The organism is Micromonospora sp. HUAS YX12, from assembly GCF_040215685.1.
Taxonomy (GTDB): domain Bacteria; phylum Actinomycetota; class Actinomycetes; order Mycobacteriales; family Micromonosporaceae; genus Micromonospora; species Micromonospora tulbaghiae.
This window is the reverse complement of the sequence record NZ_CP157974.1, coordinates 850,071-864,403: the sequence shown is the minus strand read 5'-3', so window position 1 is coordinate 864,403 and position 14,333 is coordinate 850,071. Positions and strand designations below refer to the sequence as shown.

Here is a 14,333-nt window from a genome sequence, read left to right as displayed (position 1 = left end):
GGTGAAGACCCCGGGCCGCGGTCGTCCGCCAGGTCAGGCCGTCGCCATGCTCGGCTTGCCGATGAACTCCATGATGGCCTTGTTGACCTCGGTGGGATGGGTCCACGGCGTGCCGTGCGGCGCGCCCTTCAACGTGACCAACGTGGCGTCGGACAGCATGTTCACCAGCCGCTGGCCCGTCACCGGGAACGGCAACACGTTGTCCTTGTCGCCCTGGATGATCAGCACCGGCACGTCGATGTTCGGCAGGTCACCGCGGAAGTCGGTCTGCCAGGCGTCCACCGAGTCGTGGGTGCCCTTGGCCGACGCCTGCGCGCCGATCTGCCAGTGCGCGCGGTACGCCTCGTCGCTGACCAGCTTCCCCCGGTTCTCGCTGGCGTTGAAGAACGCGTCGCAGAACTGGGTCAGGTAGGCGAACCGGTCCTGGATGATCGCCTTCTGGAACCCCTCGAACATGCTCTTGTCGACGCCCTCCGGGTCGTCGGGCGCCTTCAGCAGGTACGGCGCCAACGGGGCCATCATGACCGCCCGGTCCACCCGGTCCGACCCGTACGCGCCCAGGTAGCGCGTCACCTCACCGGTGCCCATGGAGTGCCCGACCAGGATCGCGTTGCGCAGGTCCAGCTCGGTCATCAGCACGTCCAGGTCCGCGGCGAACGTGTCGTAGTCGTAGCCCATGGCCGGCTGCGCGGAGTTGCCGAACCCGCGCCGGTCGTACGTGATCACCCGGTATCCGGCGTTCAGCAGCGGACCGCTCATCTTCTCCCAGGTCGCCCCGTTGAACGGGAAACCGTGGATCAGCACGATCGGCTGACCGGAACCGTGATCCTCGTAGTACAGGTCGATGGGTGCGGAGTTCTCCGTACCGACGGTGACGAAAGGCATCTCGGGATTCCCCCTCGCGCGGGTTTACGGACCCCCCACGCCTTCCCGACCTGCCCCCGCCTATTCGTGCCGGGCCGGATAGGGCAGGTCCACCACCCGGTCGTCGGTCAGCTCGGCGCCGGGCGCCCAGACCTCGTACACGCCGCGTTCCAGACACTGCGCGCCGGTGCCGGCCACCGCGTCCGGATCCGGACAGCGCAGCCGCAGTCGCAGCCAGCCGCCCTCCTCCCGCAGCACCAGGCACGGCACCCCGCGCCAGGCCGCCGTGCGCACCCGCCGGGCCGCCTCGTCCACCGGGTACCGGGCCGCCCGGGTCATCGCCAGCACCCGGAACCCGCCCGGCTGGTCGGCCACCGCCTCGTACTCCGAACCCGCGTACGTGCCGACGAGCCGGGTGGAGCGCGGCGCCTCGCCGGTCGGCACGTACTCCTGGTCGGCGGCCAGGCCGGGCACCGCGGCGAGCAGGTGCCGCCACTGCGGGCCGGCCAGGCGCAGCCAGCCCCGCTGCTCCGCCTGGTAGGTGTAGAGCACCACCTCCACCCCCTCGGCCGGGTAGGCCAGCAGCGTGGCGTTCGCCGGCATCGGCAGGTCGGCGAACTCCCGGGTGACGAACTCCGGTACGAGCTGCCCGTTGCTCGGCACGAACCCGGTACCCAGCACCGGCGGCCCCTGCCGGTCCCGGGGCGGCAACGCCATGAGCCCACGGTGCGCCGCGCCGACCGGCACGTCGTAGTCGGCCGGGTCGGCGGCCCGCCAGCGCAGCGCGTACGCCACGTCGCCGCCCTCCGAGTCGCCCCGCAGCACCGCCATCCCGGCCGGCGTCCGCAGGTGCGCCACGTCGTGCTCCCGGTAGCAGAAGCCGTGCGGCAGCACGCCCCGCACGTAGCCGGCGAGCTGCCGGGCGGAGAGCACCTTCACCATCCGGGTACCGGGCCGGATCACCGCCGACGCCCGTACCGCGGCGAGCGTCGGATCGGCAGCCGCACCCGGCTGCTGGCTGAGCTGGTGCACGTACGCCCAGCCCCGGTCCCGGTGCAGCGGCATCAGCAGCGGCGCGTCCGTGTCGTCGGCCGGCCCGGCGCCCCCGTGCACCGCGTCCACCTCGGTCGCGTGCACGAACCGGCGCCACGGATAGCCGTTGCCGGGCCGGGGACACCACTCGAACCCGGGCGCCTCGTCGGCGCTGCACAACTCGTACGCCGCGTCCCGGGCGATCTCCTCGGCCGGATGCACCCGGCCACCGTACGTCACGCGCAACCCGGCCCGGTCGGAGGCGGGCCCGCCGGCCTGGTCGGTGACGGTCACTCCCGGACGTTAAGCCCGCCAGATGTGGGGCACGTGAACAGCCGGTGGCGGTCCGGGAACGCCGCACCGGGCCGGTGTGTGATGCTGGCCGCGATGACCGAGCAGACCGAGACCCGCAAGCAGCGCGCCGCCCGCCGGGCCGGGGAGTTCCCGCCCGCCCCCGAGCCGCTGCCCGTACCCGTGCTGGACAGCCACACCCACCTCGACATCACCGTCGGCGAGTTCGGCACGCCTCCCGGCGGCGCCCCCGGCGACGACCCGGTGGCCGCCGCGATCGACGTCGCCGCCCGGGCCGGCGTGGACCGGCTCGTCCAGGTCGGGGTCGACGTCGACTCGTCCAGGTGGAGCGCCGACGTCGCCGACCGGTACGCCCCGGTGCTCGCCACCGTCGCGCTGCACCCGAACGAGGCGCCCCGGCTGGCCGACCTGGACGAGGCGCTGCGCGAGATCGAGACGCTCGCCGGCCGGGACCGCGTCCGGGGCGTCGGCGAGACCGGCATGGACTTCTTCCGTACCGGCGACGAGGGCCGGGCCGCGCAGGAGGAGAGCTTCCGGGCGCACATCGCCATCGCCAAGCGGCACGGCAAGGCGCTCGTCATCCACGACCGGGACGCGCACGCCGACGTGCTGCGCATCGTCGACGACGAGGGTGCCCCGGACGCCGTGGTCATGCACTGCTTCTCCGGCGACGCCGACTTCGCCCGCGAGTGCGTCCGGCGCGGCTTCCTGCTCAGCTTCGCCGGCACCGTCACGTTCGGCAGCGCCGCCGCGCTGCGCGAGGCCGCCGCCGTCACCCCGCCCGCGCAGATGCTCGTCGAGACCGACGCGCCCTACCTCACCCCGATGCCGTACCGGGGACGGCCCAACGCGTCGTACCTGATCCCGCTGACGGTCCGCTTCCTCGCCGAGACCACCGGCACCGACCTGGACGAACTCTGCGCCACCATCTCCGCGACCGGCGACCGCGCGTTCGGGCCGTGGTGAGAGGATGCCCGGCGTGACCGGACTCCTCGGCCCGGCGGAGATCCGGGAACTCGCCGCGCGCCTCGGCGTCACGCCGACCAAGAAGCTCGGCCAGAACTTCGTGCACGACCCGAACACCGTGCGCCGGATCGTCACCACCGCCGGGCTGACCCCGGACGACGTGGCGCTGGAGGTCGGCCCCGGGCTCGGCTCGCTCACGCTCGCCCTGCTCCCGGTCGCCGCGCACGTGCACGCGGTGGAACTCGACCCGGCGCTGGCAGCCGCGCTGCCGGAGACCGCCGCCCGCTTCGCCGGCGAGGCCGCCGGGAGGCTCACCGTCCACCCGGCCGACGCGCTGCGGGTCACCGCCGCCGACCTGGCCGGCCCGGCGCCGACCGCGCTGGTGGCGAACCTGCCCTACAACGTCGCCGTGCCGGTCGTGCTGTACCTGCTCGCCGAACTGCCCACGCTGCGCCACGGCCTGGTGATGGTGCAGAAGGAGGTCGCCGACCGGCTCGTCGCCGGTCCCGGCTCCAAGGTCTACGGCATCCCGTCGGTCAAACTCGCCTGGTACGCCCGCTCCCGCGCCGCCGGAAAGGTGCCGCCGAACGTGTTCTGGCCGGTGCCGAACGTCGACTCCGGCCTGGTCGCGTTCACCCGGCGGGAACCGCCCCGGCCGGACGTACCCCGGCAGGCGGTCTTCGCGGTGGTCGACGCCGCGTTCGCGCAGCGCCGCAAGACGCTGCGGGCCGCCCTGGCCGGCTGGGCCGGCGGCGCCGACCGGGCCGCCGCCGCGCTCACCGCCGCCGGTGTGGATCCGGGCGCCCGGGGCGAATCGCTCACCGTCGAGCAGTTCGCCGCCATCGCCGCGTCGGCCCCGGACGCCCTCGGCGGCGAGCAGTAGGCTGGCGCCGTTGCCCGACCCTGCGCCGAGGAGCTGACCGTGCCGAAGCCGTTCGACATCCGCCCACGTCCGGTGGAGTCCACCCGGTGACCGAGGCATGGCGACCGGAGGACGAGGACGGGCAGCGGCGCGGCGCCAGCGGGCCGGTCAAGGTGCGGGTGCCCGCCAAGGTCAACCTGCATCTCGGTGTCGGGCCGCTGCGGCGTGACGGCTACCACGAGCTGAACACCGTCTACCACGCGATCTCCATCTACGACGAGCTGACCGCCCGTCGCGGCGACACGCTCACCCTCACCATGGAGGGCGAGGGCGCCGGAGAGCTGGCACTGGACGACACCAACCTGGCGCTGCGCGCCGCGCACGCGCTCGCCGGCTACGCGGGTGTCGCCCCGCACGCCCGGCTGCACCTGCGCAAGCAGATCCCGCTCGCCGGCGGGCTCGCCGGTGGCAGCGCCGACGCCGCCGCCGCGCTCGTCGCCTGCGACACACTCTGGGGCACCGGGCTGTCCCGCGACGAACTGGCCGGCATCGCCGCCGACCTCGGCTCCGACGTGCCGTTCCTCATCCACGGCGGCACCGCGCTCGGCACCGGCCGGGGCGAGGCGGTCAGCCCCGTGCTGGCCCGCCCCACCTCCTGGCACTGGGTGGTGGCCATCGCCGACGGCGGCCTGTCCACCCCGGCCGCGTACCGGGAACTGGACCGGCTGCGCGACGCCGGAGCCGCCGGCACGCCGCTGGGCAGCACCGACGCGCTGCTCGCCGCGCTGCGCCAGCGCGACCCGCGGGTGCTCGCCGCCACGCTCGGCAACGACCTCCAGGACGCCGCGCTGACCATGCGCCCGTCGCTGGCCGAGACGCTCAAGGCCGGTGAGGCGGCCGGCGCGCTCGCCGGCATCGTCTCCGGCTCCGGTCCCACCTGCGTCTTCCTCGCCACCGGCGAGGCCGACGCGGTCCGGATCGCCGCCGAGATCACCGCCGCCGGGGTGTGCCGGGAGGCCCGTGTCGCGCACGGCCCGGTCGCCGGCGCCCGCGTCGTCTGACGCCCCGTACCCTTGACTCAGGCGTCCCGGGCCCCCGGGACGCCTGAGTCATGAAGGGTGGGTCAGTGGCCAACATCGTCAACCTGGACCGGGTGTCCAAGGGGTACGGCGCCGCCGGGCCGCTGCTCACCGACGTCTCGCTCGGCCTCGACGGCGCCGACCGGGTCGGTGTGGTCGGCCTCAACGGCGCCGGCAAGTCGACGCTGCTGCGGCTGCTCACCCGCACCGAGGAACCCGACGACGGCCGCGTCACCCACCGCCGCGACCTGCGGGTGGCCTGGCTGCCGCAGCGCCTCGACCTGGCCCCCGACCTCACCGTGCGGGACGTGGTGCTCGGCACCGCCTGGCTCGGCGAGAGCATGGGCGCCGAGCACGAGTGGGCCGGCGACGCGGGCGTGCGCGCCATCCTCGACGGCCTCGGCATGCCCCACCTCGGCCTGGACACGCCGGTCGGCCCGATGTCCGGCGGGGAACGCCGCCGCGTCGCGCTCGCCGCGCTGCTGGTCCGCGACGCCGACCTGCTCGTCCTCGACGAGCCCACCAACCACCTGGACGTCGGCGGCGTCGACTGGCTGGCCCGGCACCTCGTCACCCGCAAGGGCGCGCTCGTGGTGGTCACCCACGACCGCTGGTTCCTCGACGCCGTCTGCACCACCACCTGGGAGGTCGCCGACCAGACCGTCCGGGCGTACGAGGGCGGCTTCGCCGCGTGGACGCTCGCCCGCGTCGAGCGGCAACGCGTCGCCGCCGCCACCGAGGCCCGCCGGCAGAATCTGCTCCGCAAGGAGATCGCCTGGCTGCGCCGGGGCGCGCCGGCACGCACCTCCAAGCCCAAGTTCCGCATCGACGCCGCGAACGCGCTCATCGCCGACGTGCCGGAACCCCGCGACACCATGTCGCTGCAACGGCTCGCCACCGCCCGGCTCGGCAAGCAGGTGTACGACCTCGAACACGTCCGGCTGCACGCCGGCCCGAAGGAGATCCTGCACGACACCACCTGGCAGGTCGGCCCCGGCGACCGGGTCGCGATCCTCGGCCGCAACGGCGCCGGCAAGACCACCCTGCTGCGGATGCTCGCCGGGGTGACCGGCCCCGACGGCGGGCGCTTCGCCGCCGGGCAGACCGTCCGGCCCGCGTTCCTGTCCCAGGAACTCGCCGAACTCCCCGGCCACCTGCGTGTGCTGGAAGCGGTCGAGGAGGTGGCCCGCCGGGTGCAGTTCGGCGACCGGGAGATCAGCGCCTCCCAGCTCGCCGAGATCTTCGGCTTCGACGACAGGCGGCTCTGGACCCCGGTGAGCGACCTCTCCGGCGGCGAGCGCCGCCGCCTCCAGATGCTGCGGCTGCTCGCCGGGGAGCCGAACGTGCTCCTGCTCGACGAGCCCACGAACGACCTGGACACCGACACGCTCGCCGCGCTGGAGGACCTGCTCGACTCGTGGCCCGGCACGATCGTGGTGGCCAGCCACGACCGCTACCTGATCGAGCGGGTCACCGACGTCGCGTACGGCATGTTCGGTGACGGCCGGCTGGTGCACCTGCCCGGCGGCGTCGACGAGTACCTCGCGCGCGCCGCCGCGGTCGGCGGCCCGGCGCCCGCCGACCTCACCCCGGCCACGGCGGCGGCGGCGCGCGAGGGCATGTCCGCCGCCGAGGTACGCGTGGCGAAGAAGGAACTCAACCGGCTGGAGCGGCAGATCGCCAAGCTGGAACAGAAGGAGGCGGGCCTGCACGAGCAGCTCGCCGCGAACGCCACCGACTACGCCCGGGTCGCCGAGCTGGACGCCCAGCTCAAGGAGGTACGGGCCGAGCGGGACCGCACCGAGGAGACCTGGCTGGCTCTCGCCGAGGAGCTTCCGGCCGGCTGACCTGCCGCCGGGGTGGGGGGTGTGCGGCGTCACTGACCGGCGTACGGGACAATCACCGGTGGAACCCTCGTCCGAACGGTCTTTTGGAGACGCAGAGATGGCCCACACCCCCGTCAACCACCCCGCGCGGCCGATCTACCGGGCGATCGGCGGGCTCGTTGGTCTGTACTTCGTCGTCTTCGGCGGCCTCGGCATCATCGCCAGCGCCGGCAACGAATTCCTCGCCCAGGACGACACCAAGATCCTCGGCCAGGGCACCAACATGGCGTTCTCGCTGCTGTCGGTGCTGATCGGCGTCGTGATCCTGGTCGGCACCGCGATCGGCCGCAACCTCGACGTGGCGATCAACCAGTGGCTGGCCTACACGCTGATGGTGATCGGCCTGGCCGCGCTGGCGTTCCTGCAGACGGACGCCAACATCTTCAACTTCTCGATCATGACCGACGTCGTGGTCCTGACCCTGTCGCTGGTGCTCCTGATGGTCGGCATGTACGGCAAGGTCGGCTCCGACGACGAGCACGAGGCCTGGCAGAAGGCCCGCCTGGTGCTCTGATCCCGCCTCGTACCGAAGGCCCGGCGCAGCGCGCCGGGCCTTCGGTGTTCTCCGGACGCGAGCGGACACCCCGGGCGACAATTGCCCCGAATCAGTCACAGGGCTGGAGGGCATCATGGCGCACTTCCCGGTGAACCACCCCGCGCGGCCGCTCTACCGCGTGCTGTCCGGGCTCATCGGCCTCTACATCCTGGTCTTCGGCGTCTTCGGCGTCTTCCAGACCTGGGGCGAAGGACTGTTCGGCCGGGACGGCGACTGGGCGCTCGGCCTGCGCACCAACCTGGCCTTCTCGCTGGTCTCGGTGGTCTTCGGCGCGATCCTGCTGGTCGGCGCGTCCCGCCGCGACAACCTCGGCCACTACATGAACCTCACCGCCGGTGCGGTCTTCCTGGTCACCGGCATCCTCATGATGTCGGTGCTCCAGACCCCGGCGAACTTCCTCAACTTCTCGATGTCGACTGTCATCGTGTCGCTGCTGTTCGGGCTGGTCCTGCTCGCCACCGGCCTGTATGACAAGGTCGGCACACCCGAGCACGCCGAGGAGGAGCGGCAGCGCCGCTACCACCCCATCGGCGAGCGCTGAACGCGGCTGTCGTCGTGCGCTGAACGCGGGGGTCGTCGTGCGCTGAACCGGCGGTCGTCGTGCGCTGGACCGGCTTCAGCCCCGGGGGATCGGACCCGGCTTCGACTCCAGGTGCGACAACCCGTTCCAGGCCAGGTTCACCAGGTGGGCCGCCACCGTCTCCTTGCGCGGCTTGCGCACCTCCAGCCACCAGCGGCCGGTCAGCGCCACCATGCCCACCAGCGCCTGGGAGTACAGCTCCGCCAGCTTCGGGTCGTACCCCCGGATGGAGAACTCGCCCGCCAGGATGTGCTCCACCTGGTGCGCGACGTCGTTCATCACGCTGCTGAAGTTGCCCGTCGCCGACATCAGCGGCGACTCCCGGACCAGCACCCGGAACCCGCTGGTCTCCTCCTCGATGTAGGTCAGCAGCGTCAGCGCGGCCTGCTCCAGCAGCTCCCGCGGGTTGCCCGCGGTCAACGCCGTGGTGATCCGGTCCAGCAGGGCGCGGACCTCCCGGTCCACCACCACCGCGTAGAGCCCTTCCTTGCCACCGAAGTGCTCGTAGACCACCGGCTTGGAGACCTTGGCGCGCGCCGCCACCTCCTCGATCGAGGTCGCGTCGAAACCGCGCTCGGCGAAGATCTGCCGGGCGATCGAGATCAACTGCTCGCGCCGCTGCGTCGCGGACATCCGCACCCGGGAGGGCTTCGCCGCCGGCACGGTCCGCCGACGGGCGCGTTCGCTGCCGGAAACGTCGGTCACCCGTCCATCCTGCCAGGCGCGACGCTCGCGGTCAGACCGACCACTGTCGTACGTGTGTTCTAATCTACGCCGGTGACCGACCCCCTCGCCGCCGAGGCGCGGCGTCTACGTGTGGACGAGCAGCTTTCCGTCGCCGAGATTCGGGCTCGCCTGGGCATCGGCCGCGACCGGGTGTACGCGCTGCTGCGCGGCATCCCGCCGCCGGAGTGGACCCGCCGGCCGCGAGCCCGGGACGACGCCCGTGCCGAGGCCCTGCGGCTGCGCGCGGCGGGCCGGTCGGTCGACCAGATCGCGGCGCAGCTCGGGGTGGCGAAGTCGACCGCCTATCAGTGGGTGCGGCACCTGCCACTGAACCCGGACGACGCGACGGCGGAGCGGCGCCGCGAGCACTCGAAGGCGATGACGGAGGCGCGCTGGAGCGCGTACCGGGAGGCGCGGGACGCCGCTCAGGCCGCGGAGCACGCCCGCGCCGCCGGTGTGGTCGGCGGTCTCGGCGAGCGGGATCTGCTGATGCTGGGCGCCGCGATCTACTGGTGCGAGGGAGCCAAGTCCAAGCCCTGGCGGCCCCAGGGCCGGTTGGAGTTCGTCAACAGCGATCCCGGGCTGCTCGCCCTGTTCCTCGCGTTCCTGGCCTGCTGTGGGATCGAACGCGACGTGCCTGCCTATCGGCTCCTGATCCACGAGTCCGCCGATGTCGCGGCGGCGGAACGCTGGTGGGTGGAACGTCTGGCCCTTCCGCCGGAGCGGTTCGGCCGGGCGACCCTCAAACGGCACAATCCGGCGACGGTGCGGCGGAACAACGGCGCGGACTACCGGGGCTGCCTGGTGATCACCGTTCCGCGCAGCCGGTGGCTCTACTGGCGCATCGAGGGCGTGATGGCCGGGGTCGGGCGCGCGGTGGAGCAGGCGCGAGATGAGTGATCAGCCTGATGCCACCGGTGGCGCCGGCCGGCGTGCGGCGCTGAAGGGCGCGGCACATCGCCTGCGCGACGAGGGCTGCACCGTCGACGAGATCGCGGACCGGCTCGGCGTCGCCAAGTCGACCGCCTATCGCTGGGTGGGGCACATACCGCTCGACGTCTCCTCCGACGCCGCGGCGCAACGCCGTCGTGTGGCCGGCGCGCGGCGTGCGCTCAGTTGGGCGGAGAAGCGGGCGCTGCGCGAGGCGGCCGAATGCGAGGCGCGGAGGCGGGCGGCCGAGTGGGTCGGGGTGCTCGCGTCGCGGGAACTGCTACTCGTCGGCGCGGTGCTCTACATGTGCGAGGGCACGAAGAGCAAACCGGGCAACACCCGATACGACCTGACGTTCACCAACAGCGACATCCGCCTGGTGGAACTGTTCGTCCGCTTCGTCGAGACGACAGGGCGAAGCCGCCATGAGCTGAGATATCGCGTGGCCATCCACGAGAACGCGGACGCCGAGGCGGCCGGTCGATGGTGGGCGGCTGAGCTGGGCGTGGACGTCGGTTGCTTCCAGCGGCCGACGTGGAAGAGACACCATCCCCGGACCACGCGGACCAATGTCGGGGCGGAGTACCGGGGGTGTCTCGTCGTGAGAGTGCCGCGGTCGCGCGACCTGTACCTGTGGATGACCGGTGTGGTGGAGGGCATGGTCGCGGCGTCTGCCCCCGATCCGAGACCTCCCGAGGTGGACGGCACCCGCTAAGCTGTCTGCGTCCCTTCGGCCGTGGTGTAACTGGCAACACCCAAGATTTTGGTTCTTGTGTTTCAGGTTCGAATCCTGGCGGCCGAGCAATTCCAGGTATAGGTGCCCTTCTTGGGGTACGCGGCAACCTACGGGCTGCTCTGGTTAGCATGACCGCGAGACTGTCGCCGTCCCGACGGGAGCCACGTCGTGTCCCAGCCCCACCTCCGCACCGTTGTCGTGCTCGCCGCCGGTGAGGGCAAGCGGATGAAGTCGTCCCTGCCCAAGGTGCTGCACCCGCTGCTCGGCCGTACCCTGCTCGGTCACGTCCTCGCCGCGGCCGGCCCGCTGGGCGCGGACCGCACGGTGGTCGTCGTCGGCCACGGCGCCGACCAGGTCCGGGAGCACCTCTCCGAGATCGCCCCGGGCGCCACTCCGGTGCTCCAGGAGCGCCAGCTCGGCACCGGGCACGCGGTCCGCATCGCGCTGGACGCGGTGCCGGACGCCTCCGGCACCGTCGTGGTGATCAACGGGGACGTGCCGCTGCTGCGGCCGGAGACGGTCCAGGCGCTCGTCGAGGCGCACGAGGACGCCGCCGCCGCGGCGACGGTGCTCGCCGCCGAGGTACCCGACCCGACCGGCCTGGGCCGGATCGTGCGGGACGTGCAGGGGCAGCTGGAGCAGATCGTCGAGGAGCGCGACGCCACCCCCCAGCAGCGCGCGCTGCGGGAGATCAACGCGGGCATCTACGCGTTCGACGCGGCCCGCCTGCGGGAGGCCCTGGGCAAGCTCTCCACCGACAACGACCAGGGCGAGGAGTACCTGACCGACGTCTTCGCGCTGCTGCGCGACGCGGGCGAGCCGGTGGCTGTGCACTGCGCCGCCGACCACGTGGAGACGCTCGGCTGCAACGACCGGGTCGAGCTGGCCGCGCTGCGCCGGCTGCTGCGGGACCGGGTGAACGAGGGCTGGATGCGGACCGGGGTCAGCATCCTCGACCCGCACACGACCTGGATCGACGTGACGGTGACCGTCGAGCGGGACGCGGTGATCGACCAGAACACGCAGCTCCAGGGCGCGACGGTGGTCGGCGAGGGCGCGCTCGTCGGCCCGGACACCACGCTCGCCGACACGGTGGTGGGCGCGGGCGCGAGCATCGTGCGCAGCCACGCGCTCGGCGCCGAGGTGGGCCCGCAGGCGAGCGTCGGCCCGTACGCGTACCTGCGGCCGGAGTCGCGGCTGGGCCGCAAGGCGAAGGTCGGCACGTTCGTGGAGACCAAGAAGGCGTCGATCGGTGACGGGTCGAAGGTGCCGCACCTGTCGTACGTGGGCGACGCGACGATCGGCGAGCACAGCAACATCGGCGCGGCGACCGTCTTCGTCAACTACGACGGGGTACGCAAGCACCACACCACCATCGGCAGTCACGCCCGTACCGGAGCGGACAACATGTTCGTGGCGCCGGTGCGGGTCGGCGACGGCGCGTACACCGCTGCGGGTTCGGTGATCACCGGGGACGTGCCGCCGGGCGCGATGGCGGTGGCGCGTGGTCAGCAGCGCAACGTGGAGGGCTGGGTGCTGCGCAAGCGGGCCGGTACGGACGCCGCGGAGGCGGCGCGGCGGGCCGGTGAGGGTGCGTCGGACACGGGCGGCGCCGCAAGCGAAGGTGACTGAATCCACGGGGATCGGCGGGCCGTGGGTGGATCGCTGAACCGGGGGCATACTGCAACCGAACAGTCCCCGGCCCCACCGCCGCCGGGCACCACCGACATACGGGAGCAGACGGGCCCATGGGCAGCATCGTCGCCGAAAACCGCAAGAGCCTGATGCTCTTCTCCGGGAGGGGTTTTCCGGAGCTGGCCAAGGAGATCGGTGAGGTGCTCGGCGTCGCGCCGACGCCGGCCGACGCGTACGACTTCGCCAACGGCGAGATCTTCGTACGGTACAAGGACTCGGTCCGTGGTTCGGACGCCTTCGTGGTGCAGTCCGTGACGCACGGCGTGAACACCTGGGTCATGGAGACCTTGATCATGGTCGACGCGCTGAAGCGCGGTTCGGCCAAGCGGATCACCGTGGTGCTGCCGTTCTACCCGTACTCGCGGCAGGACAAGAAGCACCGTGGCCGGGAGCCGATCTCGGCGCGGCTGATCGCCGACCTGCTGAAGACCGCCGGCGCGAACCGGATTCTGACCGTGGACCTGCACACCGCGCAGATCCAGGGCTTCTTCGACGGCCCGGTGGACCACCTGTTCGCGATGGACGTGCTGGCCGAGTACGTGGAGCACAAGTACGCGGGCCGGCCGATGACGGTGGTCGCGCCGGACTCGGGCCGGGTACGTGTGGCCGAGCGCTGGACCGACCGGCTGGGCGGCTGCCCGCTGGCGTTCATCCACAAGACCCGCGATCCGCTCAAGCCGAACCAGGTGGTGGCGAACCGGGTGGTCGGTGAGGTCGAGGGCCGGGTGTGCCTGATCGTGGACGACATGATCGACACCGGTGGCACCATCACCAAGGCGGCGGACATCCTCAAGGAGCAGGGCGCGGCGGAGATCGTGGTCGCCTCGACCCACGCGCTGCTGTCCGACCCGGCGACGGAGCGGCTGAAGAACAGCCCGATCAGCGAGGTCGTGGTGACGAACACGCTGCCGCTGCCGTCGGAGAAGCAGCTGGACAAGCTGACCGTGCTGTCGATCGCCCCGCTGCTGGCGCGGGCGATCCGGGAGGTCTTCGACGACGGTTCGGTGACCACCCTGTTCGGTGGTCTGAGCTGAGCACGCCGGTCCGGTCGCCGGGGAGTCTCCGGCGGCCGGGCCGATGCCCTGCGTAACCGGCCCGGCGGTGATATGGGGGACTGCCGGAGAGCCGGGAATTCCCTCGGGTAGACTGGTGCGGTTGCCACGGCGAGGGTGCCCGGCGGGCTGCTGACAAGCACCGCACGGAGGCGCCGTCATCGACGCGGTGCTCCGGGCGGTCGTTCATGACCCTAGCCCCAGCGAGCCCCTCGCCCCAGCACCGCCAGACGACAAGCCGCCGCAGCGAAGCATCAGGAGTTTCCCCGTGTCCGAGGTAAAGATCAGCGCCGAGCCCCGTACCGAGTTCGGCAAGGGTGGTGCCCGTCGTACCCGCCGGGCCGGCAAGGTGCCCGCCGTGCTGTACGGCCACGGCGAGAAGCCCAAGCACATCGCGCTTCCGGCGCGGGAGTTCGCCGCGGCGATCCGTAAGGGTGGCGCGAACCAGCTCTTCGCGATCGAGGTCAGCGACGGCACCCAGGTGCTGGCGCTGCCGAAGGCGATCCAGCGTGACCCGATCAAGGACACCTTCGAGCACGTGGACCTGCTGCTGGTCCGCCGCGGCGAGAAGGTCACCGTCGAGGTCCCGGTCCAGCTGACCGGTGAGGCCGCGAAGGACACGCTGATCGTGCACGACCACGACACGCTGTCGGTGACCGCCGACGCGACCAAGGTGCCGGATCACCTGGAGGCGTCGATCGAGGGCGCCGAGCCGGGCACCACGATCACCGCCGCCGACGTCCAGCTGCCGTCCGGCGTCGAGCTGGCCACCGACGAGGAGACCGCTGTCGCCTCGGTGACCGCCGCTCCGACCGCCGAGCAGCTCGAGGCCACCCTCCCCGAGGTCGAGGAGGCCACCGAGGAGGCCGAGGCCGAGGTCGGCGAGGAGACCGCCGAGGGTGCCGAGGGCGCTCCGGCCGCCGAGGGCGAGGAGGCCCCGGCCGAGGCGAGGACCGAGGCCTGACCGGTCCGCAAGGCTGTGCGACAGGCGTCCCCGGTTCCCGGGGGCGCCTGTCGGCGTATCGGGACGGCTGGTCGGGCAAGCGAGCGGGAAGGG

Annotated in this window: 14 protein-coding genes and 1 tRNA gene; 12 read left to right on the top strand and 3 right to left on the bottom strand. The window is 72.5% G+C overall.

What is annotated here, in order from left to right; translation table 11 throughout:
- Positions 1-33: 33 nt before the first annotated feature.
- Both ABIH81_RS04210 and ABIH81_RS04205 read right to left on the bottom strand, forming a co-directional pair.
- The gene (locus ABIH81_RS04210) at positions 34-885 is read right to left on the bottom strand and encodes an alpha/beta hydrolase (RefSeq protein WP_349879102.1); all 852 of its coding nucleotides are present in this window, start codon (positions 883-885) and stop codon (positions 34-36) included.
- A gap of 60 nt (positions 886-945) precedes the next feature.
- Entirely contained in the window at positions 946-2,190 is a 1,245-nt protein-coding gene (locus ABIH81_RS04205) for a hypothetical protein (RefSeq protein ID WP_349879101.1), read from the bottom strand.
- Positions 2,191-2,271: 81 nt separating this feature from the next.
- Between ABIH81_RS04205 and ABIH81_RS04200 the strand changes: the two genes are divergently transcribed.
- The 6 genes from ABIH81_RS04200 to ABIH81_RS04175 all read left to right on the top strand — a co-directional run bounded on the left by ABIH81_RS04200 (position 2,272) and on the right by ABIH81_RS04175 (position 8,098).
- Positions 2,272-3,174, top strand: a complete 903-nt coding sequence (locus ABIH81_RS04200) for a TatD family hydrolase (RefSeq protein ID WP_349881006.1) — start codon at positions 2,272-2,274, stop codon at positions 3,172-3,174.
- Between the two features lie 13 nt (positions 3,175-3,187).
- Positions 3,188-4,057, top strand: coding sequence for a 16S rRNA (adenine(1518)-N(6)/adenine(1519)-N(6))-dimethyltransferase RsmA (gene rsmA / locus ABIH81_RS04195; RefSeq protein ID WP_349879100.1), 870 nt, complete (start codon positions 3,188-3,190; stop codon positions 4,055-4,057).
- Between the two features lie 86 nt (positions 4,058-4,143).
- Entirely contained in the window at positions 4,144-5,097 is a 954-nt protein-coding gene (locus ABIH81_RS04190; RefSeq protein ID WP_349879099.1) for a 4-(cytidine 5'-diphospho)-2-C-methyl-D-erythritol kinase, read from the top strand.
- 65 nt (positions 5,098-5,162) lie between these two features.
- Entirely contained in the window at positions 5,163-6,962 is a 1,800-nt protein-coding gene (locus tag ABIH81_RS04185) for an ABC-F family ATP-binding cassette domain-containing protein (protein ID WP_349879098.1), read from the top strand.
- Between the two features lie 97 nt (positions 6,963-7,059).
- Complete coding sequence (locus ABIH81_RS04180; RefSeq protein WP_349879097.1) at positions 7,060-7,515, top strand: DUF4383 domain-containing protein; 456 nt, start codon at positions 7,060-7,062, stop codon at positions 7,513-7,515.
- Positions 7,516-7,630: 115 nt separating this feature from the next.
- On the top strand, positions 7,631-8,098 hold the full coding sequence (locus ABIH81_RS04175) for a DUF4383 domain-containing protein (protein ID WP_349879096.1): 468 nt from the start codon (positions 7,631-7,633) through the stop codon (positions 8,096-8,098).
- A 75-nt stretch (positions 8,099-8,173) separates the two neighbouring features.
- Here ABIH81_RS04175 and ABIH81_RS04170 read toward each other — a convergent pair whose 3' ends face one another.
- On the bottom strand, positions 8,174-8,842 hold the full coding sequence (locus tag ABIH81_RS04170; protein WP_349879095.1) for a TetR/AcrR family transcriptional regulator: 669 nt from the start codon (positions 8,840-8,842) through the stop codon (positions 8,174-8,176).
- 72 nt (positions 8,843-8,914) lie between these two features.
- On the opposite strand from ABIH81_RS04170, the gene ABIH81_RS04165 reads away from it, so the two are divergent.
- The 6 genes from ABIH81_RS04165 (at position 8,915) to ABIH81_RS04140 (ending at position 14,240) form a co-directional block, all read left to right on the top strand.
- Entirely contained in the window at positions 8,915-9,763 is an 849-nt protein-coding gene (locus tag ABIH81_RS04165; RefSeq protein WP_349879094.1) for a helix-turn-helix domain-containing protein, read from the top strand.
- Positions 9,756-10,508 carry a resolvase gene (locus ABIH81_RS04160; RefSeq protein ID WP_349879093.1) on the top strand — a complete coding sequence of 251 codons (753 nt, stop codon included), beginning with the start codon at positions 9,756-9,758 and terminating at the stop codon, positions 10,506-10,508. Before ABIH81_RS04165 ends, ABIH81_RS04160 begins: the two co-directional genes overlap by 8 nt.
- Positions 10,509-10,523: 15 nt before the next feature.
- Positions 10,524-10,595, top strand: a tRNA-Gln gene (locus tag ABIH81_RS04155).
- A 159-nt stretch (positions 10,596-10,754) separates the two neighbouring features.
- On the top strand, positions 10,755-12,161 hold the full coding sequence (gene glmU, locus ABIH81_RS04150; protein WP_349881005.1) for a bifunctional UDP-N-acetylglucosamine diphosphorylase/glucosamine-1-phosphate N-acetyltransferase GlmU: 1,407 nt from the start codon (positions 10,755-10,757) through the stop codon (positions 12,159-12,161).
- A 116-nt stretch (positions 12,162-12,277) separates the two neighbouring features.
- Positions 12,278-13,258, top strand: a complete 981-nt coding sequence (locus tag ABIH81_RS04145; RefSeq protein ID WP_013283956.1) for a ribose-phosphate diphosphokinase — start codon at positions 12,278-12,280, stop codon at positions 13,256-13,258.
- A 286-nt stretch (positions 13,259-13,544) separates the two neighbouring features.
- On the top strand, positions 13,545-14,240 hold the full coding sequence (locus tag ABIH81_RS04140; RefSeq protein WP_349879092.1) for a 50S ribosomal protein L25/general stress protein Ctc: 696 nt from the start codon (positions 13,545-13,547) through the stop codon (positions 14,238-14,240).
- The last annotated feature ends 93 nt before the right edge of the window (positions 14,241-14,333 follow it).